This window comes from Amycolatopsis sp. NPDC047767, assembly GCF_040704195.1.
GTDB lineage: Bacteria > Actinomycetota > Actinomycetes > Mycobacteriales > Pseudonocardiaceae > Amycolatopsis.
In genome coordinates, this window is sequence record NZ_JBEYSJ010000013.1 from 224910 (window position 1) to 246039 (window position 21130).

A 21130-nucleotide genomic window follows, 5' to 3' on the forward strand; every position below is an offset into this window, starting at 1 on the left:
GTTCCGCCCGATCACGTGCCGTTCTGTGTCCCGGAGGTGCCGGCCGGGACGAACTTCACCCGGTACATCGCGGGCCAGAGCTTGCCCGTGACGAGGAATTCGTCGGTGCCGGGGACGGCCGCGATGCCGTTGAGCACGTCTTCGCCCGGGTTGACGGGGGTGCGGAGCTTGCTCGCGTCGATGCGTCCGGTGATGTGTCCGGTATTGGCGTCGATGCGCAGGATGGTGCCGGTTTTCCACACGTTCGCGTACACCGTGTCACCGACGCACTCGAGTTCGTTGAGCTGATCGACGCCGACGTCGACACTCCCGGTGGCCGCAAACGTCTGCGGGTCACGGAACGTGAGTTGCGAGGTGCCGTTGCTCATCACCAGGCGGCCGCTGGGCTGGTGGCACAGGCCCCAGCCCTCGCCGTCGAAGGGCACGCGGCGCAGCTCGGCCAGAGTTTTCGAATCGCGTTCGATGGCGAAGCCGTCCTGCCAGGTCAGCTGCCACAGTTTGGGCCCGAGGATCGTGATGCCCTCCGCGAAGAGCGGCGACGGCAGCGCCACGCGCGTGGCCGGCTTCTGACCGGCGGGGCCGGCGGTGAGCGCGGACTCGCCGGAGAGACCGCGGCTCTCGTACAGCGTCGAGCCGGCGAACTCGAGGCCCTCCGTGAAGGCCGACGTGTCGTGGGGCAGCGTCTGCAGCACCTGCACGGTGAGGTCCTCGGGCGGGGGTTGGGTCGCCTGCGTGCCGGCGCAGCCGCCGAGCAGGGCCACCGCCAGCAGCGGCCAGATCAACGGGGTTCGCGTCGAGGGAGTGCGCACGGGGAACAGCCTGGCACGGGCGGCGCGGATGCGTGCGGCACAATTGGGTCCATGACGTTGCTGTTGACCCTGGACGACGGCTCTATCCAGCGGAAGCTCGCGGACGCGGAAGACTTTGCGCGCGAAGCTGTGCTGGCGGACGCCCCGGCCGAGCAGGTCGGCGAGCACGTCGGCGTGACCTCCGAGGACGCCGTGTCGGCGACCCACCTGTTCGAGGCGTCGGTGCCCGGCTACCGCGGCTGGCGCTGGGCCGTGACGGTCGCCGTCGCCGGCCTGGACGAGCCGGTGACCGTGAGCGAGCTCGCCCTGCTGCCTGGTCCGGAGTCCCTGGTCGCGCCCACGTGGGTCCCCTGGGAGCAGCGCGTGCGCGCCGGCGACCTCGGCGTGGGCGACATCTTCCCCACCGACAAGGACGACCCGCGCCTCGCGCCGGCCTACCTGCAGTCCGACGACCCGGCCGTCGAAGAGGTCGCCCACGACATCGGCCTGGGCCGCGTCCACGTCCTCTCCCGCTACGGCCGCCAGGACGCCGCCACCCGCTGGCACGGCGGCGAGTTCGGCCCGCGCTCCGACATGGCCCGGAGCGCGCCGGCCACTTGCGGGTCCTGCGGCTTCTTCGTGCCCCTCGCCGGCTCCCTGCGCGGGGCCTTCGGCGTGTGCACCAACGACATCGCACCGGCGGACGGCCACGCCGTCGACGTCGAGTACGGGTGCGGGGCGCACTCCGAGGTGGAGGTGGAGATCACCTCGTCCATCCCCGTGGCGGAACTGGTCTACGACGACTCGTTGATCGACTTCGTGTCGGATGCGGGTTCCGAGGTCTCGGTGTCGCCCGCCGATGCTGCCGCTTCTCCGGAGGTGGCTGCGGAGGCTTCGTCGGCCGCTGCCGAAGAGGCTTCGGCCGCGGCGACTGTGGAGCCGGAGGCGGCTGCCGAAGTTGCCGCGTTGGAGGTCGCGCTTGAGGAGACGGCCTCGGCTGGGGTGAGTGAGACTCCGGCCGCCGAGACTCTCTCGACGAACGCCGCTGTGGCTGCTTCTTCGGACACTGCCGCCGCCGCTCCGCAGTCCGAGGCGACCGCCCCTGCCGAGCCGATCGCCGAGGTTGCGGCCGACTCGACCGCAGCCGCCGAGCCGATCGCCACTACCGAGCCGATCGCCACCACGGCCGACTCGACCGCAGGCGCCGAGCCGACTGCGGTCACCTCGGCGCCGCACACAGCTGCCGACACTGCGGCCGCGACTGCGGAGGCCGAGGCGATCGCCTCGACCGAGACGGCAGCGGCGACCTCGGCTCCGGGCACGGCTCCCGCCGCCGAGGCGACGGGGTTGACCCCAGCTGCCTCGCCTGCGGTGGACACTGCTGAGTCTGTGGTGGATGAAGCGACTGCCGATTCGGCTGCTGAAGTCGCGACCTCGCAGGCAGCTCCCGCTGCCGAGTCGCTCGCGGAGGCTTCTGTCGACTCGATCGCCGAGCCCACCGTGGTCACCCCGGCGCCGGATGCAGCTGCGGACACCGCGGCTGTGACTGCGGAGCCCGAGGCGACTGCCTCGACCTCGGCTCCCGCCGCCGCGCCGACTGCCGAGCCTTTGGCGAACTCGGTCGAATCGGACCTGGTTGCGCCGGATGCAGGCGCCGACACCGCGACTGCGACCTCGCAGCCCGAGGCGACTGCCTCTGCCGAGCCGGTTGCGGCGACTGCGGCCCCGGAGGCGGCCACCGCCGACGATGCGGCGGCCCCGGCCGCTCAGCCTGACGTTGAGGCTGCTGCTGAATCGGCGGTGGAAGCGGCGCCTGCCGATTCGGTCGCTGAAGTTGCGGCGCCTCAAGCGGAGCAGACGACTGAGCCGGCGGCTACCCCGGCGGCAGATGCACTCGCCGACTCTGCGGCTGTGACGTCGGAGTCCGAGGCCGCTGCCCCCGCTAAGCCGGCTGGCGCGGCGTGGGAAGCGGTGGGGCTGTGGGCGGATCACCCTGCGGAGCAGGGTTCGGAGCCGGTCGGTGAGGTTCAGGCCGGTACTTCTGAGGAAGCCGCCATCGAGCCGACCGCGCAGGCTGGCGCGGGCGCGGAAACCGCTGCGGTCGCCGACAGCACCGCGCCCGAGGCACAGGTGGTTTCCGCTGGCGACAAGATCGCTGAGAGCGCGGGGCCGGAAGCGACCACGGTCGAGGAATCGGCTGCGGAGTCGTTCGAGGAAGCCGCCGGCGATTCTGCCGAAGCCGCGACCGAAGCCGCGAATGCGGCTGGCGCCGCTGAAACGCGCCAAGTTGCCGAAGCGACCGCACTGAGCCAGGTCGTTGAAGCCGGCCTGGCCAGTGACACCGGCGCGGGACCCGAATCGCGCGAGGCCGCCGGAGCCACCGACGCGACCGGACCCGCGAACACGGCCGACGTCGCCGAAGGGAGCGCAGACGCCAACGCCGGCGAAGCGGGCCAGGGCACCGAAGCCGCCGCTGTGGCCGAAACAGGCGAAGCGACCCAGGTGACTGCAGCGCTCGAGGGCGCTGAGGCCGGAGCTGCCGAAGGCACTCAGGGTGTTGCTGAAGCGCGTCAGGTTGCCGAAGCGGGCGAAGTCGCCCACGTCACCGAAGCGGGCGAAGCCAACCACGTCACCGAAGTGGAGGCCGGCGAGGGGCAGCGCGGCGCTGAGAGTGGTGACGGCCCCCGGTGAGTGAGGGCGTGGGGGCGGATCCGTTCGGGACGGGGCGGCTGCGTGAGGCGATGCTGCGCGCGTGGCGGGACTCGCCGACGCGGTTTGTGGAGGACACGAACGCCGAGCGGGATCTGAGGGTTGGGGCGTATCGCGATCGGCTCTTTGTGGAGCTGGCGCAGAACGCGGCGGATGCGGCGCAGGCGGCCGACCGGCCCGGCCGGGTGAAGGTGTCCGTTGTGGACGGTGAGCTCAGGTTTGCCAACACGGGGGCGCCGCTGGATACGCGGGGTGTGGAGTCGTTGGCGTCGTTGCGGGCGTCGGCGAAGGAGCGCCTCGGCACGGTGGGGCGGTTCGGCGTCGGGTTTGCCGCGGTGTTGACCGTGTCCGACGAGCCGCGGGTGGTGTCGACCGGCGGTGGGGTGCGGTTCTCCGCGGAGCGCACGCGAGAGGCGGCCGGGCGGGACGGGGACGTGCCCGTGCTGAGGCTGCCGTGGCCGTCTGACGAGGCGCCGCCGGAGGGGTTCGACACGGAGGTGCGGCTGCCGCTCCGGGAGCCGGAGAGCGGGAAGGCACTGCTGGACGCCCTCCAGGAAGAGATTTCCGATCTGTTGCTGGCCTTGCCGTGGTTGGGCGAGGTCGAAGTGGACGGTCGCGTTTGGACACGTGCGGGCGCGGACCAGGTGGAGATCACCGGGCCGGAGAAGGGCCAGCGGTGGCTGACGCACGAGGGCTGGGCCGTGCCCATCGACGCGGACGGGGTGCCGCAGCCGCTGGACGAAGACGTGCTGCACGCGCCGACGCCGACGGATGAGGCGTTGTCGTTGCCGGCGCGGTTGATCGCGCCCGTGCCGTTGGAGCCGTCGCGGCGGAGGGTGCTGCCGGGGGCGGCGCTGGATGAAGCGCTCGCGAACGCGGCCAGGAACTACGTTGGGCTCGTCAAGGCCGTGCCGCAGGAGCATCGGTTTGTTCTGGTGCCCCAGGCCGGGTTCCCCAGGTCCACAGTGGACTCGCACCTCCGGGATCAGGTTTTCGCCGAGCTGGCGACTCAGCCGTGGTTGTCCACCATGGACAACAAGGAAGTGTCCGGCCGGCAGGCCAAGGTGCTCGACGTCGACGTGCCGGACTTGCCGCCGTTGCTGGCCGACCTCGTGCCGGGGCTCGTCCCGGCGCCGGCGGGCGCGGCACGCACGCTGAAACCCGTGTCGGCACAGGCGATCGGCATCGAGGACGTGCTGGAGGTGCTCACCGGGATCGACCGGGAACCCGGGTGGTGGCACCGGCTCTACGCGGCGCTCGCCGTGGCCGTGGACACGCACGACGTGTCGCCGGCGCAGCTCGACGGGCTCCCGGTGCCGTTGTCCGACGGGCGGACGCTGCCCGGGGCCCGGGGTGCGCTGCTCGTCGACGGGTCCGGTGAGCTGCTCGCGCTGCTGTCCGACGTGGACGTTCCCGGCCTCAGGCTGGTGCACCCCGCCGCGGCGCACCCGTTGCTGGAACGCTTGGGCGCCAAGCACGCCGACGCCCGCCAGCTGCTCGAAGCCGAGCAGGTGCAGTACGCCGTGGAACGCAGCGTGGAAGACGTCCGGTCCGGTTTGGACGGAATGAACCTCGCGGGCGCCGTGCTTCGGCTGATCGCGGAGTGCGGTGACGACGCGCCGGAATGGGCGGGTGCGCTCGCGCTCCCGTCCGAAGACGGCTGGCGCCGCGCCGACGAGCTCGTGCTGCCGACCTCGCCGCTGCTGGACGTGTTCGACCCCGAAGTGTTCGAAGAGGACGGTGCCCTTTCCGTTCTCGACGAGGAGTTCGTCGAGGACTGGCCACAGTCGACACTCGAGGCGGTCGGCGTGCTCGACTCGTTCGCCGTCGTCCGCGACGAGGAGCCGCACGAGCCCGACCACGGCCTGCCCGACGAAGACACGTGGTGGGACTCGGCCGAGCCCACCACGGTCCTGGCGATCAGGGACCTCGACCTCGTCGCCGACGACGCGTGGCCCGCCGCGTTGCGCCTCATCGCCGCGCGCCCCGAGACGTGGCAGGCACTGCACGCGCCCGAGGGCCACGCGGGCTGGTGGCTCGCCCGCTACGCCCTGCTGGCCGGCGAAGCGCCCGGCTCCTGGCGCCTGCCCGCCGCGGCCGACCTCGCCGGCCTCTACGACGAGGTGCCCGACCTGGGCCTCACCACCGAGCTGCTGGAAGCCGCCGGCGTCCGGACCACGCTCGACCTCGCGACGGCCGAAGACGTCACCGACCTGCTCGACCGCCTCGGCGACCCCGCCCGCACGCTCAGCCCGGGCCTCGCCGCGCGCGCCCACCGTGCGCTCGTGCTCTCGCCCGTGGAGGTCGACGACCTCGACGCCCCGGTGCGCGTCCGCGCGGCCGACGCGAGCGTGGCGGACGCCGACAAGGCCGTGGTCCTCGACGTGCCGTGGCCGGCGTCCGCGCTGCCGGCGTCGAAGATCGTCGCCGCCCCCGAAGACCCCGAACGCCTCGCCGAACTGCTCGACGTGCCCCTCGCCGGCGCCCTGCCCAACGAGGTGACCAGCACCGGCGAGTACGTCGCCTGGGCCGACCTGCCCGCGATCCGCCTCGTCGCCGACCAGCTCGGCCTCACCGTGCCCGAGGGCGGCCCGCTGCTGCACGACGTGCTCACCGTGACCGTCGACGGCACCACCGCCGACGTCCCGTGGTGGTCGGACGAGGACAACCGCCTCCACGCCGCGGACACGTCAGAAGGCCTGGCTCGCGCGTTCGCCTGGGCCACCGACCACTGGGCCGAGCGCTACCGCATCACCGCACTGCTCGACGACCCGGCGCCGCACACGTTCCTGAACTAGAGCCGCTGAACTAGCGCCGCTGGACTAGAGACGCTGCGCCGACTTCGACCCCCGCCGGGCCGCCGCACGCTGCCAGAAGATGATGCCGAAGCCGATGAACCCCAGGACGATCCCGGCGAACGCGGTCCACACCCACACGCCGTCGGCGACGAAAAAGAGCACCACCAGCGCGACCGCCCACAGCGAGGTACCTACGATCACCACCGGGGTCAGGTCGGTCAGGCGCTTGGGCAGGTCCGGCGTGTGCCGCAACGAGCCCGTTACCTCCGCGGGATTGATCGGTTCATCCACGTGGTGAAGGGTACCCCCGGGCGTTCCCGGAACGAGCACGACAGCAGCGAGCACGACAGCAGTGAGCTAGACAGCAGCGAGCAGGACAGGGGCAGGGCATGACGGATCAGCGCGAGCGGGAGACCGTGTCCACTCTGGACCGCTTCTTCAGGATCTCCGAACGCGGCTCCACGGCCGGGCGGGAGATCCGGGGCGGCGTCGTCACGTTCGTGACCATGGCCTACATCGTGGTGCTCAACCCGCTCATCATCGGCAGCTTCGCCGCGGGCACCCCCTCGGCGCACGCCGACGTGCTCGGCCACATCCTGCCGGTCCCGGCCGTGGCCGCGGTGACGGCGCTGGTCGCCGGCGTGATGACGATCCTCATGGGCCTGATCGCCAACTACCCGTTCGCCATCGCCACCGGGCTCGGCCTCAACAGCCTGCTCGCCGTCACGCTCGCACCCCAGATGACCTGGCCCGAGGCCATGGGCCTGGTGGTGATCGAGGGCGTGATCATCGTCCTGCTGGTGCTCACCGGCTTCCGCACGGCCGTGTTCCGCGCGGTGCCGCCGGCGCTCAAGTCGGCGATCGCGGTCGGCATCGGCCTGTTCATCTGCCTCATCGGCCTCGTCGACGCCGGCTTCGTGCGCCGCCTGCCCGACGACGCGCACACCACCGTCCCGGTCGGCCTCGGCATCAACGGCTCGGTCGCCTCCTGGCCGACGGCCGTGTTCGTGGTCGGCCTCCTGCTCACCGCGATCCTCGTGGCGAAGAAGGTCAAGGGCGCGATCCTCATCGGTGTCCTGGGCTCGACCGTGCTGGCCATCGTCGTCGAGGCGCTCGTGAAGGCCGGGCCGTCGAACGGCACCAATCCCAAGGGCTGGAACCTCGGCTACCCGGCGCTGCCGTCGAACGTCGTCGGCATGCCGGACCTGTCGCTGGTCGGCGACGTGTCCTTCGGCGCGTGGACGCGGCTGCCGATCATCACCGTCGTCCTGCTCGTGTTCACGCTCGTGCTCGCCGACTTCTTCGACGCCATGGGCACCATGACGGGCCTCGGCAAGGAAGCCGGCCTGATCGGCAAGGACGGCCAGCTGCCCAACGTCGGGCGCGCGCTGTTCGTCGAGGGCCTCGCCGGCGCGGCCGGCGGCTTCGGCTCGGCCAGCTCCAACACCGTCTTCGTCGAGTCCGCGTCCGGCATCGCGGAGGGCGCGCGCACGGGCCTGGCCAACGTCGTCACCGGCGTGCTCTTCCTCGCCGCCATGTTCCTGACGCCGCTCTACCAGATCGTGCCCGTCGAAGCCGCCGCACCGGCACTGGTGGTCGTGGGCGCGCTGATGATGGGGCAGGTCCGGGAGATCGACTTCACGGACTTCTCGATCGCGCTGCCGGCCTTTCTGACGATCGTCGTCATGCCGTTCACCTACTCCATCGCCAACGGCATCGGCGCGGGCTTCGTGAGCTACGTCGTCATCCGCGCCGCCACCGGCAAGGCCCGTCAGGTCCACCCGCTGATGTGGGTGATCGCGGTGGCGTTCGTGGCGTACTTCGCGGTGGGCCCGATCCAGGCCGCCCTGAGCTGAGCTTGGAACCGGTCCCGCGCTGACCGCCGCCGCAGGCGGCCAGTGCTGAGCTGAGCGTGATCGCGGAGGGTGGCGGGGTTCACCCGCCGGCGCGATTTTCGTGAGGTAAGCTAACTATATGTCCGGCGACCCGCATGAGCGCTCCCTCGCGAGCCGCCTGCGTCTCGCGGTGGTCCGGCTCAACCGCCGGCTCCGGGCACAGCGTGTGGGCGACGACGTGACGTTGACGCAGACCGCGGCGCTGTCCACCTTGCACAAGTGCGGTCCGCTGACGCCTGGTCAGCTGGCCGCGAAGGAAGGCGTCCAGCCGCCCTCGATGACGAGGGTCATCGCCGCGCTCGAGGAGATGGGGTTCGTCGAGCGGCGCCCGCACCCGACGGATGGCCGGCAGGCCATCGTCGAGCTGTCCGACAGCGGCATGGCCTACGTGAAGAAGGCCATTTCCGTCCGGGAGGCGTGGCTGGATCGGCAACTGGCCGAACTCGGCGAGGAAGAGCTGGAAGTGCTCTCCCGCGCCGCTGAGATCATCGACAGGATGGCGGGGAACTAACACCGGTGGCGACCACGGGTAGCGAAGCAGAGCGTACGACGGAAACCATTGCTACCCGGGACACGGCGCCACAGCCGGCCAGCCCGCCCACGTCCGGACCACCCGGTACGAGGCAAAACCAGGTCAAGAGCCTGCCCGACGGCGCCGATCAGGTGCCGGAGGCGCCCGACAGACCCGTGGAACCCAAGCGCGGCAAGGGCATGTTCGCCTCGCTGCGCGTGCGCAACTACCGGCTGTTCTTCAGCGGCCAGGTCATCTCGAACGTCGGCACCTGGATGCAGCGCATCGCCCAGGACTGGCTGGTGTTCCAGCTCTCGGGCAACAACCCGGTGGCGCTCGGCATCGCCGTCGCGTTCCAGTTCACGCCGACGCTGCTGCTGTCGCTGTGGGCGGGCGTGCTCGCCGACCGCGTCGACAAGCGGCGGATGCTGATCCTCATCCAGAGCATCAACTGCGTGCAGGCCACGCTGCTCGGCGTGCTGAACCTGACCGGCGTCGTGCAGATCTGGCACGTGTACCTGCTGTGCATGATGCTCGGCATCACCTCCGCCATCGAGGTGCCGACGCGTCAGTCGTTCGTCGCCGAGATGGTGGGCCGCGACCAGATCGCCAACGCCGTCGCGCTCAACTCCTCGATCTTCAACCTGGCCCGCATCGTCGGCCCGGCCATCGCCGGGTTCGCGATCACCTGGGTCGGCACCGGCTGGCTGTTCATCGCCAACGCGGTGAGCACCGTCGCGGTGGTCACCGGGCTCGCGTTGATGAACCCGGCCAAGCTCTTCCGCGGGCCCGCGATCCCGCGCGCGAAGGGCCAGCTCATGGAGGGCCTGCGCTACGTGCGCCACCGCTCCGACCTGGTCACGGTGATGGTGCTGATGTTCTTCGTCAGCACGTTCGGCATCACCTACTTCACGTCGCTGCCGATCGTCGCCGCCAACGTCTTCCACACCCAGGCCGACGGTTACGGTCTGTTGTCCACACTCGTCGCGGTGGGGACGTTCGTGGGCGCGCTGTTGTCCGCGCGCCGCGGCATCAAGAGCCGGCCGCGGGTGCGGACGATGCTGATCGCCGCCACCGGGCTCGGCCTGTTCGAGTTCATCACGGCGTTCATGCCGACGTACCTGGCCTTCGGCCTGGGCCTCATCCCGCTCGGCTTCGCCACCATCACGTTCCTGAACACGGCCAACGCGCTGGTGCAGACGTCCGTCACGCCCGAGATGCGCGGCCGGGTGATGGGCATCTACGTGCTGGTCCTCATCGGCGGCAACCCCATCGGCGGTCCGATGACCGGCTGGATGGCCGACGCGTTCGGCGGCCGCTCGCCGTTCTACATCGGCGGCGCGATCTCGCTGATCGCCGCCGTGGTGTGCGCGCTGGTGCTGATCCGGCGCGGCGGTGTGTCGCTGCCCGTGCGCCGGTTCGGCAACGGCCTGCGCGTGCTCAAGCGCGAACGCGTCTGACCTGCTCGTCCTGAAGGGCACCTCGGTTCGCCGAGGTGCCCTTCAGCGTTTTCAGCGGCTTTTCACGGGTCACCCGGACGAGTGAGAGGTGGGTCTCCGCACGAGGGGACTTGCCGGAGTTGCTGAGGTTAGGCTAACCTCATACATGTCCGCTTCGTGGTGGGAGCGGCAGTCAGTTCGGGAACGGACGGAGCCCCGCCCCTGGGAACCCCGGGAGCGGGGCTCCGTTCATCGGTCCCTTATGACGGGTTCATGGTCGGGTCGGCCGCGGGCTCCGTCAAGGGGTGCTCACCAGGTGGGGTCGGCAGCCGCGAGAGCGCCAGGCCGAAGTACACGCGGTACGCCGTCCGCACGGCGTCGTCGGTGGCCAGCAGGACCTCGTTGCGCACCCCGTCGACCGTTTCGATCAGCCGGTTCCCCGACATCGTCACGCGGCCCTGGGAGGTCGGCCGCGAGCACGTGAGCCGCCTGGTGAAGCCCGACAGCGGCGACGTCGACTGCCACCACGCCATCGGCACGAAGTCCGTCAGCGGCCGTGTGCGCGCCTCCAGGCGGTACACGCGCTTGCCGTCCCGGAGCACGTCCACGTCGCCGAACGGGGCGTCCAGGAAGAGGAACTCGCCCTCCTGGTCGCACTGGACCTCCACGGCCGACAGGCGCAGCGGGCCCCGGCTGAAGCGGCCGAAACCGACGTCCACCAGCCATTGCTCGTCGTCGAGGTCCACCACCACGGCCGCGTGGTCCAGCGGTGGCCCGGGCTCGCCGTCGTCGGTGAAAACCTGCGCGCTGCGCAACGCGGCTTCGAAGCCGAGCTCGCGCAGCAGGGCCGCGAAGAGGCCGTTGAGCTCGTAGCAGAAGCCACCGCGCCGGCGGCGCACGATCTTGTCGAACAGCGCTTCCTCGGCCAGCTCGATGGGTTCACCGAGGTGCACGCTCAGGTTTTCGAACGGCACGCGTTCGAGGTGGCGCTCCTGCAGCTGCCGCAGGGCCGCGAGGTCGGCCTTGTCGGGCAACGCGAGGTCGAGACGGGCGAGGTAGGCGTCGACGTCCATGACCCCAGCCTCACACCTGGAGTGCACTCGAAGTCAAGCGAGAAACGAAAAACGGGGCCCTCCGTGAAGGAGAACCCCGCTTTTGTGGAGGAACAGCAGGCTCAGCCGAGCAGCAGGCCGTTGCCGCCGGCGACGGCGTTGTCGAAGCGCTTGCTGATCTCAGCCCAGTTGAAGATGTTCCACAGGGCCTTGACGTAGTCCGGCTTCACGTTCTTGTAGTCCAGGTAGAACGCGTGCTCCCACACGTCGACCAGCAGGATCGGCGTGGTCGGCAGGATCAGGTTGTTGTGGTGGTCGCGCAGCTGCTGGGTGATCAGCGTCTTGCCGATCGGGTCCCAGGAGAGCGCGCCCCAGCCGTTGCCCTGGATCGTGGTGGAGACGGCGGTGAACTGCGCCTTGAACTTGTCGAAGGAGCCGAACGCGTCGTCGATCGCCGCGGCCAGTTCGCCGGTCGGCTTGTCGCCGCCTTCCGGCGAAAGGATCTTCCACCAGACGACGTGGTTCGCGTGGCCGGCCAGGTTGAAGGCCAGCGTGGTCTCAAGGCCGACGATGTTGCCGAAGTCGCCGGCTTCGCGCGCTTCCGCGATCTTGTCGAGCGTGTCGTTGGCACCCTTGACGTAGGTCGCGTGGTGCTTGCTGTGGTGCAGCTCGTTGATCTGACCGGAGATGTGGGGCGCGAGAGCGCCGTAGTCGTAGTCGAGATCGGGCAGGTTGTACCGGGCCATTGGCCCTCCTTCAGTCTTCGACACAAGTTCCTACTACCGAACCTAGTAGCACACCGGGGTTCGCGGCGACCGGGGGCGGCCTCCGTGCCACAGGGTGGACCCACTCGTTCGGCCACTGCGTACCCGGGTGGGCACTGTGTGAAACCGAGCCTTGTACCTCCATCAAACTGGAGGTCAACTTCTTGTGATCAGCCTCATCCGCCCGGGCGTCAGGCGATCCGGTATCGGTCCAGGTCGTGCGCCAGCTCGTCGAACACGGCGACGTTGTGTTCGAAGGCGACCAGTGTCTCGTTGATCACCCGGGCGCGGGCGTCGTCGTCCCACGGCGCGGCGTCGAGCTTCGCGCGGTAGCGGTCGCGGAACGCGGGCGCGCTGCCGATCTCGTCGAAGTGGTAGAACAGCGAGCCCGCCTCGGCGAGGTCGAAGTTCTTCTCCAGCAGCCGCCGGATGATCTGGCCGCCCGCGATGTCGCCCAGGTAGCGCGTGTAGTGGTGTGCCACGTACCCGCCGGCCCACGCCGACGCCTCGGCGATGCGCGCGGCGTACGCCTCCGTGCTGGCGAGCGGGCGGATCTCGGTGCGCCAGGCCGGCCCGACGAGGCGTGCGAGATCGCGCTCCAGCGCGGGCAGCCGGCGCAGCTCGTCGAACACGAACTCGCGGCCCACGGCGTCGGCGGTCATGGTGTCGCTGACGCGCTCGATGGCCTGGTAGACGAAGTAGTACTGGATCGCGAGCTGCGTGTAGCCCTCCAGGGAGAGCTCGCCGCCGAGCAGCGCGTTCATGTACGTGGAGTGGTTGGCCCGGTCGTGCACGCCCCTGGTCGACTCCCGCAGCTGTCCGGAGAACGGCCGGGCTTCGAGCTCAGTGGTCACCGACATCGCGGCCTCCCTCTTTTCTGACACGCTGTCAGAACGAGGGTAGGCCACGATCACGACTTAGGCCACCCTAAATAGGACGCGGATCCGGAAGTTCACTCGAACCGACGGCCTGCAGCACGAACCGCACGGCCGCCTCGATCACGCCGGCCAGCCGCTCGGCGGGCACGTCGATCACCTGCCGTGTGCCGAGCGCCGCGGTGATCATGGGGACGACCACGTCCACGTCCTGCGCGGGCCAGCTGCCCGCGTCGACGCCGGCGAGCAGCACCGCCCGCAGCTGCCCGGTGATCGGATCGGCGTGGGCGCTGATGCGCCGGTAGGCCGCGGGCGCGAGCGCCGACTCCAGCGCGCCACCGGGTGGCAGGTGGTGCTCGGCGAGCACCCGCAGCTGCAGCCGGACGAACGTTGCCAGCTGCGCGATCGGGTCCGTCTCGGCCTCCACGGCCGCGCGCAGCCGCTCGACGTAGCGCGCCGCCTCGTCCTCGACGAACGCGACGAGCAGGCTTTCCTTGTCGGGGAAGTGGTTGTACAACGCGGTGCGGCCCAGCCCGGCCTCCGCGGCGACGCCGGCGAGCGTGATCGCGTCGAAGCCGCGCTCGTAGAGCTGCGCGCGCAGCACCTCGAACACCCGCGCGCGGACCTCGCGCCGGTGCGCTTCGAGCGAGCCGCCGAGTACCTTCGGCACCGTTGTTCCCCTGCCTGCCTGAGACCTGCTCCGGCCACCATAAGGCCGAACGGGGGCTCGTACTCAGTCGGTGAGCGACCAGGTGTGCACGGGTTCGCCGGCGGCCGAGAGCTCGAGGTAGCGGCCCAGCATGCGATTGAGCGCCGTCTCGCGGTCGGCCCCGCGGTCCTGTGCGCGCTGCACGTAGTCGCGCTGCCAGGTGGCGCCGCTGCGGCGAGCCAGGCAACGCCGCTCGATCACGCCGAGGTACTTCACGCGGGCCTCGTCGGAGACACCCGAACGGCGCAGTCCCTCGTGGGCGAGGGGCAGCAGCACGCGCAGCGCCAGCTCGTCGGGCGGGATCCAGCCGATGCCGGGCCAGTACAGCTGCGCCTCGAAACCCTTGCGCGCGCCCGCGTAGAGGTTCTCCTCCGCGGCCTGGAACGACATCTGCGTCCACACCGGGCGTTCCTGCTCGGCCAGCGCGCGCTGGGCACCGTAGAAGAACGCGGCGTTGGCCACGATGTCGACGATCGTGGGCCCGGCCGGCAGTACGCGGTTTTCGACGCGCAGGTGCGGCAGGCCGTCGACGACGTCGTACACCGGCCGGTTCCAGCGCCAGATCGTGCCGTTGTGCATGCGCAGCTCGGTGAGCTTCGGCGCCTGGCCCGACTCCAGCATCTCGAGCGGGTCTTCCGTGTCGGTCTGCGGCAGCAGGCCGGGGAAGTACCGCACGTTCTCTTCGAACAGATCGAAGATCGAGGTGATCCACCGCTCGCCGAACCACACTCTCGGCCGCACGCCCTGGTTCTTCAGCTCTTCCGGACGCGTGTCGGTGGCCTGCTGGAACAGCGGGATCCGCGTCTCGTGCCACAACGCCTTGCCCAGCAGGAAGGGAGAGTTGGCGGCCAGCGCCGTCTGCACGCCGGCGAGGCACTGCGCGGCGTTCCAGTGCGCGGCGAATTCCTCAGGCGCCACCTGGAGGTGCAGCTGAACCGACGTGCACGCGGCTTCGGGCAGGATGGATTCCGCGAAACTGCGCAGTCTTTCCGGCTGTTCGCCCGGAAGCGCCGCGCCGTCCATGGAAAGCGCGATTCGCTCGCCGCGCGCGGCGAAGATCTGGTCGTTCAGCGACGAATACCGTGCGTTGTTGGTGAGCCATTTCTGGTCGAAGTGTTCTTGACGCAGTGTCGGCAGGATCCCGATCATCGCGAGCGTCGAACCGGAGTCGGTGGCCTTGGCGGACGCTTTGCCGAGGTATGCACGCAGATCGTCTTCCAGCTGCAGAGCCGAATCGCCGGCGAGCGGGCGCGGCGGCACGTTCAGCTCGAGGTTGTGCTGCCCGAGTTCGGTGGTGAACGACGGGTCGTCGAGCGCTTCCAGCACCGCCGTGTTGGTCATCGACGGGCGCAGTTGGCCGTCGACGAGGTTCAGCTCCACTTCGAGCCCGATGTTCTTGCGGGGAAAGGAAAAGCTGCCGTCCGTGAGCATCCGGGCGAGCGTGTCGAGACAGCGTTGGACCTTGCGGCGGTACCGTCCTCGGTCCAGCTGGTCGAACGGTTTCGCCGAAAGATCGGTACCCATGTCTGACGCGCTCCTTGGCTGCTGTCCGCGGGTGTCCGGGCGGGGACTGCCAGGCCGCCCACCGTCGCACAGTGCGGCGCATCCGGGCTAGCGGCCAAACTGGTGCTCTCCGTCACGGGGGGTTGACCGTGCGCAAAAATGGCCCATTCGTACCAGAGTTCTCCGGTCGTTCGGACCAGCTTTGTACCGGCCGGGGGTCCGGCATGCGGATGTCACACTGTGCGGTGTGGCTGAACTGATCTTCACCGAGGATCCCGAAGATCCCCGGCTCGACGATTTCCGCGACTTGTCCACTGCGGACCGGCGGCCGGACCGTCCCGGTGGGCGGGGACTCGTGATCGCGGAAGGCACCGTGGTGGTCGAGCGGATGCTCGCTTCGCGGTACCCCGTGCGGGCGTTGCTCGGCGTGGAACGGCGAGTGCGTGACCTCGACCTTTCCGGCGTCGACGCGCCCGCGTACGTGACTTCGGCGGAAACGATGGCTTCCGTGGTCGGGTTCCACCTCAACCGCGGCGTGCTGGCGGTGGCCGATCGTCCGGCGCCGCCCGCGGTTCCGGAGATCATCACCGGCGCGCAGGTGCTCGCCGTCCTCGAAGGCGTCGGCGACCACGAGAACCTCGGTTCGATCTTCCGCAACGCGTCCGCGCTCGGCGTCGACGGCGTGCTGCTGGGGCCGGGCTGCTCGGATCCGCTGTACCGGCGCAGTGTGCGCGTGTCGATGGGCCACGTGCTCCGCGTGCCCTTCGCTCCGCTGGACGGCTGGCCCGGCGGACTGAACCTCTTGCGGGAGAGCGGTTTCACCGTGGCGGCGCTCACACCGCGGCCGGGTTCCGTTCCGCTGCGCGGACTGCGCGACAAGGTGGGCGAGCGCGTGGCGCTGATGCTCGGCGCCGAAGGCCCCGGGCTCACCGACGAGGCGATCGCGGCCGCGGATCTGGCCGTGCGCATCGAGATGGTGGCGGGCGTCGACTCGCTGAACGTCGCCACCGCCGCCGCGGTCGCGTTCCACGAGGTCGCCGCCACGCGCTGAGGTGCTCACCTTTCCGGGATACCCATTCCGCGCCGATAACCACAGGCGAAAATGTCGATCGGTCAACGACCATGGCCCGTCCGGCCCCGGCGGCGCGCCAACCGTTGGCATCGACGGGGTGGCGCGGTTATACGCTCGTGGCGGTGGAGGAACTGCTCCACGTGCGGCTCTGATTGCGGTCGCTTCCCGCGCCGGGTGCCCGTCCCGCCGAGGGGGTCGCGGGCTTACGCTGCTGCGGGCAGGTGCGGGCCGCGGCACGGTCGCGTCAGGTGGGCACCGGCAGGTGGGAAATGCCCAGCGGGAGGACGTCAGTGGAGCTGCGGATCCGGGGCGAGCGCGCGGTGCTCGCCGGCCCGGGTGGTGAGGGTGCGCGCGAAGTCGACCCGCGGCGGCTGGCGATCGGGGCGGACCTGGCGCAGGCGCTGCACGAGTGGGCGCGCGTCGCGTCAGCGGTGTCGCGGACGGGCGGCGACGCGGAGGTCGCCACTTCGGTCGTGTCGCAGCGGGGCAGGCAGCTGGCCGGGCGGCTGGCGACGGTGATGGGAACGACGGTGCGGTTCGTGGATCCGGTGTCCGGCGTCGAGACGGTGATCGAGCCGCCCGCGCGCGTGGTGGCGCGGCGGCGGGGGATGCCTGGAGCGCCGGCCGAGCCGACGCCGTGGCTGACCGGGCTGACGGTGTCGGCGTTCGCCGCGGTGCTCGTGACCGTCGCGATGCTCGCGCTGGCCGGCACGCTCGCGCGCGAGACGAGTGTGTGGCTCGCGGTGGTGGCGTCGGTCGTGGTGACCGCCGGGATCGGGCCGTCGCTGTGGCTCGGGCGGCGGCTGCCGATCGTGCGGTGGGCGGTGTACGGCGCGGGCGCCGGGATCATCGCCGCGTGGCTGGGTTTGCTGGCGATCGTGCTCTGACCGGCCGATACTGGCCCGATGGCGCCCCTCGACGAGTTGCGCAAGCTGTGCCTCGCGCTGCCCGAGGCCACCGAACGCCTCAGCCACGGCGAGCCGACGTGGTTCGTGCGCGGCAAGAAAACGTTCGTGATGTTCGCGAACCACCACCACGACGACGGCCGCCTGGCGTTCTGGTGCCCGGCGCCGCCCGGTGCGCAGGAGGATCTCGTGCGCACCGAGCCGGAACGCTTCTTCCGCCCGCCCTACGTCGGGCACCGCGGCTGGCTCGGCGTGCGCCTCGACGTGGACGTCGACTGGGCCGAGATCGACCACATCGTGCGCGACGCCTACCGGCTGGTCGCGCCGAGGTCGCTGGCCGTGCTGATCGAGAACTAGCCGCGCTGCGAACGCACGCCCAGCAGGACGTCTTCCCACGAAGGCACGATGGGGTGGTTCTTCTTGGGCTTCGTGCGCGGCTGGTCGTCGTCGGCGGCCTCGTCGTCGGACGGGACGCGCGGGATCTCCCGGGTGTCGTCGTCCTCCTCGTGCGGGTCGGCCGGCGCCTCGATGGCGAGCCGCTCGTCCTCGGCCGAGTCCAGCGTCGGCTGCACGACGGCGTCGCGCGCCGGGTCGAGCGCGCGGACCGTGCGCGGCGGGCGGTAGGAGTTGGGGTTGAGCAGGACCTCGGCGTTCTCGTCGAGGGCGTGCACGGTGCCGCCGTGGGCGCCGGGCGAGAAGGACCAGTGGGCCCGGTTGTCGGAGCGCCCGGCCTTCCACTGCAGCACGACGACCCACTTGCCGTCGTCGCCGCGCCAGGAGTCCCAGCGGGCCTGGCTGTAGTCGTGGCCGCGGACGCCGAACGCGTACGCGATCACCTCACCGAGCGTCTGCACGTCGGGGCCGTCCTCGCGGACGGGGTGGGCGCTCTGGGCGAGCTCGGCCGTGCGCGAGCGCTCCAGCAGCACGGGGTAGGCGAACCGCTCCACGCGCTGCGCCGAGACACCGGCGCCGCTCGCGACCTGTTCGACGGACTCGCCGGCGCGGATTCGCGCCTGGATCTCGCGTGGCCGCATCTGGCTCTCCAACTCGATTTCGATCTGGCCCAGCCGAGCGATGTCCCCCCTCGCCGCCGCTCGCAGTGTTTCATCGGCCGGGAGCAGGAAGCGGGTACGGCTCGCCGGGTCCTCGAGCACGATGGACTTGCCGTCCTCGTGCAGCCCGACCACCCGTAGCGCCCGCATTTCTCGCCTCCCCGATCTTCACCTTTGTGGGTGCTCACGTTAGAACGGCGCGTCGGCTTGACGCGCGAGGCGCGCCGATGCATCACCCATCCGTCACCTTTTTGGAGACGGTCCGCGTCATCCTCCCGGGCCCGCTCACCGGGAACCCGTGGGACACGCCGACCACGTTCCGTCACGAATGAGTGGTGTTCCGTGTTCGTCGCCGAAACGCACGACGGGCCCCTCCCGGAGTGAGAGGGGCCCGTCGGTGAACCGAGAACTCAGCCCAGCCGCTCGACGACGTACTCGATGCTCTGCGTGAGCTTCGTGATGTCGTCCGGGTCGATGGCCGGGAACAGGCCGATGCGCAGCTGGTTGCGGCCCAGCTTGCGGTACGGCTCGGTGTCGACGATGCCGTTGGCGCGCAGCACCTTGGCCACGGCGGCGGCGTCGATCTCGTCGGAGAAGTCGACGGTGCCGACGACCTGCGAGCGCAGGTCCGGGTCCTTGACGAACGGCGTGGTGTAGGAGGTCTTCTCGGCCCACTCGTACAGCCGGTTCGACGAGTCCTGCGTGCGCGCGGTCGTCCAGGCGAGCCCGCCCTGGCTGTTCATCCACTCGATCTGGTCGGCGAGCAGGAAGAGCGTGGCCACGGCCGGGGTGTTGTACGTCTGGTCCTTGCGCGAGTTGTCCAGCGCCGTGGTGAGCGACAGGAACTCGGGAATCCAGCGGTCGCCGTTGCCCAGCTCGCCGATGCGCTCCACCGCGGCCGGCGAGGCGAGGGCGATCCACAGGCCACCGTCGGACGCGAAGGACTTCTGCGGCGCGAAGTAGTAGACGTCGAAGTCCTCGGCCTTGACCGGCAGGCCGCCGGCGCCGGACGTCGCGTCGATCGCCACCAGTGCGCCGTCGCTGCCTTCGGGGCGGCGGACCGGCACCGCGACACCGGTCGAGGTTTCGTTGTGCGCCCAGCCGACGAGGTCGGCACCGGTTTCGTACGCGATGTCGGGCGCGCTGCCCGCGTCGGCCTTCACGATGATCGAGTCGGCGAGGAACGGCGCCTTGTTCGTGACGCTCGCGAACTTCGAGGAGAACTCGCCGTAGGTGAAGTGCTGCGCGCGCTCGCGCACCAGCCCGAACGCGGCGGCGTCCCAGAACGCGGTGGTGCCGCCGTTGCCGAGGATGACCTCGTAGCCCTCCGGCAGGGAGAACAGCTCGGACAGCCCCGCGCGCACGCGCCCGACCAGCGACTTCACCGGCTTCTGGCGGTGCGACGTGCCGAGGTAGGTGTGGCCGGACTCAGCCAGCTTGGCGAGCTGCTCGTCACGGACCTTGGACGGTCCGCAACCGAAGCGCCCATCGGCCGGCTTGAGGTCTTCGGGGATGCTCAACTCCGCTGCATCGGTCATGTGGGCAGTCTCTCAGGTCGGGATGCGCCTGCTCAATGCGGTGGGGCGGTGTCGGACATGTGGAACCCGACACTTTCGCCCCAATGCGGCATCGGGTGCGCTCAACGCACCGAACGCCGCATTGGGTGCGCTCAACGCAACCAACGCCGCATGGGGGTGCTCAGCGCCAGCCGGCCTCGTCGACGCCGCCCGGGATGGGCGCGCCGGGGTCGTACGGGGTGCGGGTGAAGATGAACGTCGCGAGGTCGAGGTGGTTGGCCGTGCCCGACGCGTCGCGGCCGACGGTGAGGGTTTCGCCGGTGTAGTACCCGTCGAGGCCGACCCACGTGTCCGGGCCGGTGGGCCGGAACCGCGACGCGCGCCCGGCGCCGTTGGCGGGGTCGAGCGAGATGAGGTCCGAACCGAGCACGCGCAGGTGGTACGGCGTCGGACCCCAGTGCCACAGGCCGGTGAGCGCGAGCAGCGCGGGGTCCACAGTGGACGGCACCCACTCGTCGGGCAGTGCGGGCTCCAGCTCGTCGGTCATCGTGAGCAGGTCGAGCGTGAGCTGCGTGATGCCGACGCCGGCGGTCGCGTTGGTCAGGCACAGGGCGCCGGTGCCGGTGTTCGGGTCGACGAGCGACGCGGCGAGGAAGCCCGGCATCGAGCCGGTGTGGCCCGCGAGGTGGCGGCCCTCGTAGCGCACCACCATCACGCCGAGGCCGAAGCCCGTGGTCCAGACCTCGGTGTCGTCGACGGTGTTCATCGTGCGCATCTCGGCCACGGTGTCCTCGCTCAGCACGCCACCGGTGTGCCCGCCCAGGAACGACGTCCAGCGGCCGAGGTCCTTGATCGTCGACCAGAGCTGGCCGGCCGGGGCCATCGCGCCGGCGTCGGGCGAGGGTTCGGGCAGCAGGACGTCGGCGAACGGGTGCACGGCGAAGCCCTCGGCGTGTGCGCCCGATGGGTGCGGCGTCGTGCGGGTCATGCCCAGTGGCGTGAGGATCTCCTCGCGCACGACGTCGAACCACGGCTTGCCGCGCAGGCGGGCCACGAGCTCGCCCAGCACGCCGAAACCGACGTTGGAGTAGTGGAACTTGAAGCCCGGACGCAGTTTCGTCGCGTCCTTGTCGAGGCTCGCCACGAGCGCGGCCCAGTCGTCGCCCGGCGTGCGCTCCCACCACAGGCCCGGCGACTCCGACGTGAGGCCGGAGGTGTGCGAGAGCAGCTGCGCCACCGTCGCCGTCGCGAACGCGGTGCCGGGCAGGTGCTTCTCGATCGGGTCGGTGAGCTCGAGCCGGCCCTCGTCGCGCAGGCGCAGCACGGCCGTGGCGATCATCGTCTTGGTGATCGAGCCGAGGCGGTACTGCGTGTCGTCGTCGGGGCGCGCGGAGCCGATACGGCCGCGCGCGCCGGACCACACGAGGTTCCCGTCGCGCACCACGGCGCCGACGAGGGACGGCGTGCGGGAGGACGCCTGCTCCCGCGCGAGCCGGCGGTACAGGGCGAGTTCGGTGGAAGCGAGCATGCGGGCCATTCTG

Annotated in this window: 18 protein-coding genes; 8 read left to right on the forward strand and 10 right to left on the reverse strand. The window is 70.6% G+C overall.

Annotated elements, in window-relative coordinates; translation table 11 throughout:
• Window positions 1–11: 11 nt before the first annotated feature.
• On the reverse strand, window positions 12–809 hold the full coding sequence (locus AB0878_RS24285) for a glutaminyl-peptide cyclotransferase (RefSeq protein WP_366582519.1): 798 nt from the start codon (window positions 807–809) through the stop codon (window positions 12–14).
• Between the two features lie 51 nt (window positions 810–860).
• Between AB0878_RS24285 and AB0878_RS24290 the strand changes: the two genes are divergently transcribed.
• Together AB0878_RS24290 and AB0878_RS24295 are read left to right on the forward strand one after the other, a co-directional pair.
• On the forward strand, window positions 861–3479 hold the full coding sequence (locus AB0878_RS24290) for a DUF3027 domain-containing protein (protein ID WP_366582520.1): 2619 nt from the start codon (window positions 861–863) through the stop codon (window positions 3477–3479).
• Between the two features lie 50 nt (window positions 3480–3529).
• Window positions 3530–6295: a molecular chaperone Hsp90 gene (locus AB0878_RS24295; RefSeq protein ID WP_366582548.1), complete on the forward strand. Its 2766-nt coding sequence runs from the start codon at window positions 3530–3532 to the stop codon at window positions 6293–6295.
• 24 nt (window positions 6296–6319) lie between these two features.
• Here AB0878_RS24295 and AB0878_RS24300 read toward each other — a convergent pair whose 3' ends face one another.
• On the reverse strand, window positions 6320–6547 hold the full coding sequence (locus AB0878_RS24300) for a DUF2530 domain-containing protein (protein WP_220247183.1): 228 nt from the start codon (window positions 6545–6547) through the stop codon (window positions 6320–6322).
• 137 nt (window positions 6548–6684) lie between these two features.
• Here AB0878_RS24300 and AB0878_RS24305 point away from each other — a divergent pair, with 137 nt between their 5' ends.
• From AB0878_RS24305 to AB0878_RS24315, 3 genes are all read left to right on the forward strand, one after another.
• Complete coding sequence (locus AB0878_RS24305) at window positions 6685–8151, forward strand: NCS2 family permease (RefSeq protein WP_366582521.1); 1467 nt, start codon at window positions 6685–6687, stop codon at window positions 8149–8151.
• A 118-nt stretch (window positions 8152–8269) separates the two neighbouring features.
• Complete coding sequence (locus AB0878_RS24310; protein WP_366582522.1) at window positions 8270–8701, forward strand: MarR family transcriptional regulator; 432 nt, start codon at window positions 8270–8272, stop codon at window positions 8699–8701.
• A 200-nt stretch (window positions 8702–8901) separates the two neighbouring features.
• On the forward strand, window positions 8902–10161 hold the full coding sequence (locus AB0878_RS24315) for an MFS transporter (protein ID WP_366582549.1): 1260 nt from the start codon (window positions 8902–8904) through the stop codon (window positions 10159–10161).
• A 239-nt stretch (window positions 10162–10400) separates the two neighbouring features.
• Here the strand turns inward: AB0878_RS24315 and AB0878_RS24320 are convergent, their stop codons facing one another.
• From AB0878_RS24320 to AB0878_RS24340, 5 genes are all read right to left on the reverse strand, one after another.
• Window positions 10401–11213, reverse strand: a complete 813-nt coding sequence (locus AB0878_RS24320; RefSeq protein WP_366582523.1) for an arylamine N-acetyltransferase — start codon at window positions 11211–11213, stop codon at window positions 10401–10403.
• A 101-nt stretch (window positions 11214–11314) separates the two neighbouring features.
• The gene (locus AB0878_RS24325) at window positions 11315–11938 is read right to left on the reverse strand and encodes a superoxide dismutase (protein ID WP_366582524.1); all 624 of its coding nucleotides are present in this window, start codon (window positions 11936–11938) and stop codon (window positions 11315–11317) included.
• A 209-nt stretch (window positions 11939–12147) separates the two neighbouring features.
• A complete protein-coding gene (locus tag AB0878_RS24330) occupies window positions 12148–12816 on the reverse strand; it encodes a biliverdin-producing heme oxygenase (protein WP_366582525.1) in 669 nt (222 codons plus the stop codon).
• Window positions 12817–12883: 67 nt separating this feature from the next.
• Complete coding sequence (locus AB0878_RS24335; protein WP_364049560.1) at window positions 12884–13501, reverse strand: TetR/AcrR family transcriptional regulator; 618 nt, start codon at window positions 13499–13501, stop codon at window positions 12884–12886.
• A 63-nt stretch (window positions 13502–13564) separates the two neighbouring features.
• Complete coding sequence (locus AB0878_RS24340) at window positions 13565–15064, reverse strand: glutamate-cysteine ligase family protein (RefSeq protein ID WP_366582526.1); 1500 nt, start codon at window positions 15062–15064, stop codon at window positions 13565–13567.
• Between the two features lie 226 nt (window positions 15065–15290).
• Between AB0878_RS24340 and AB0878_RS24345 the strand changes: the two genes are divergently transcribed.
• The 3 genes from AB0878_RS24345 (at window position 15291) to AB0878_RS24355 (ending at window position 17377) form a co-directional block, all read left to right on the forward strand.
• Window positions 15291–16094 carry an RNA methyltransferase gene (locus AB0878_RS24345; RefSeq protein WP_366582527.1) on the forward strand — a complete coding sequence of 268 codons (804 nt, stop codon included), beginning with the start codon at window positions 15291–15293 and terminating at the stop codon, window positions 16092–16094.
• A 311-nt stretch (window positions 16095–16405) separates the two neighbouring features.
• A complete protein-coding gene (locus AB0878_RS24350) occupies window positions 16406–17002 on the forward strand; it encodes a DUF2537 domain-containing protein (protein ID WP_366582550.1) in 597 nt (198 codons plus the stop codon).
• A gap of 18 nt (window positions 17003–17020) precedes the next feature.
• On the forward strand, window positions 17021–17377 hold the full coding sequence (locus tag AB0878_RS24355) for an MmcQ/YjbR family DNA-binding protein (protein ID WP_366582528.1): 357 nt from the start codon (window positions 17021–17023) through the stop codon (window positions 17375–17377).
• Here AB0878_RS24355 and sepH read toward each other — a convergent pair.
• The 3 genes from sepH to AB0878_RS24370 form a co-directional block, all read right to left on the reverse strand.
• Window positions 17374–18222 (reverse strand): septation protein SepH, encoded by an 849-nt coding sequence (sepH, locus tag AB0878_RS24360; RefSeq protein WP_366582529.1) that lies wholly within the window; start codon window positions 18220–18222, stop codon window positions 17374–17376. The two genes, AB0878_RS24355 and sepH, sit on opposite strands and share 4 nt — an antisense overlap.
• A 260-nt stretch (window positions 18223–18482) precedes the next feature.
• On the reverse strand, window positions 18483–19610 hold the full coding sequence (gene serC / locus AB0878_RS24365) for a phosphoserine transaminase (protein WP_366582530.1): 1128 nt from the start codon (window positions 19608–19610) through the stop codon (window positions 18483–18485).
• Between the two features lie 160 nt (window positions 19611–19770).
• On the reverse strand, window positions 19771–21117 hold the full coding sequence (locus tag AB0878_RS24370; protein WP_366582531.1) for a serine hydrolase domain-containing protein: 1347 nt from the start codon (window positions 21115–21117) through the stop codon (window positions 19771–19773).
• Window positions 21118–21130: the final 13 nt, after the last annotated feature.

Coding starts and splice junctions, on each gene's coding strand:
- AB0878_RS24290 (WP_366582520.1), top strand. CDS start 861: ATGACGTTGCTGTTGACCCTGGACGACGGCTCTATCCAGCGGAAGCTC.
- AB0878_RS24320 (WP_366582523.1), bottom strand. CDS start 11,213: ATGGACGTCGACGCCTACCTCGCCCGTCTCGACCTCGCGTTGCCCGAC.
- AB0878_RS24325 (WP_366582524.1), bottom strand. CDS start 11,938: ATGGCCCGGTACAACCTGCCCGATCTCGACTACGACTACGGCGCTCTC.
- AB0878_RS24355 (WP_366582528.1), top strand. CDS start 17,021: ATGGCGCCCCTCGACGAGTTGCGCAAGCTGTGCCTCGCGCTGCCCGAG.
- sepH (WP_366582529.1), bottom strand. CDS start 18,222: ATGCGGGCGCTACGGGTGGTCGGGCTGCACGAGGACGGCAAGTCCATC.
- AB0878_RS24315 (WP_366582549.1), top strand. CDS start 8,902: ATGTTCGCCTCGCTGCGCGTGCGCAACTACCGGCTGTTCTTCAGCGGC.
- AB0878_RS24340 (WP_366582526.1), bottom strand. CDS start 15,064: ATGGGTACCGATCTTTCGGCGAAACCGTTCGACCAGCTGGACCGAGGA.
- AB0878_RS24305 (WP_366582521.1), top strand. CDS start 6,685: ATGACGGATCAGCGCGAGCGGGAGACCGTGTCCACTCTGGACCGCTTC.
- AB0878_RS24330 (WP_366582525.1), bottom strand. CDS start 12,816: ATGTCGGTGACCACTGAGCTCGAAGCCCGGCCGTTCTCCGGACAGCTG.
- AB0878_RS24295 (WP_366582548.1), top strand. CDS start 3,530: ATGCTGCGCGCGTGGCGGGACTCGCCGACGCGGTTTGTGGAGGACACG.
- AB0878_RS24370 (WP_366582531.1), bottom strand. CDS start 21,117: ATGCTCGCTTCCACCGAACTCGCCCTGTACCGCCGGCTCGCGCGGGAG.
- serC (WP_366582530.1), bottom strand. CDS start 19,610: ATGACCGATGCAGCGGAGTTGAGCATCCCCGAAGACCTCAAGCCGGCC.
- AB0878_RS24310 (WP_366582522.1), top strand. CDS start 8,270: ATGTCCGGCGACCCGCATGAGCGCTCCCTCGCGAGCCGCCTGCGTCTC.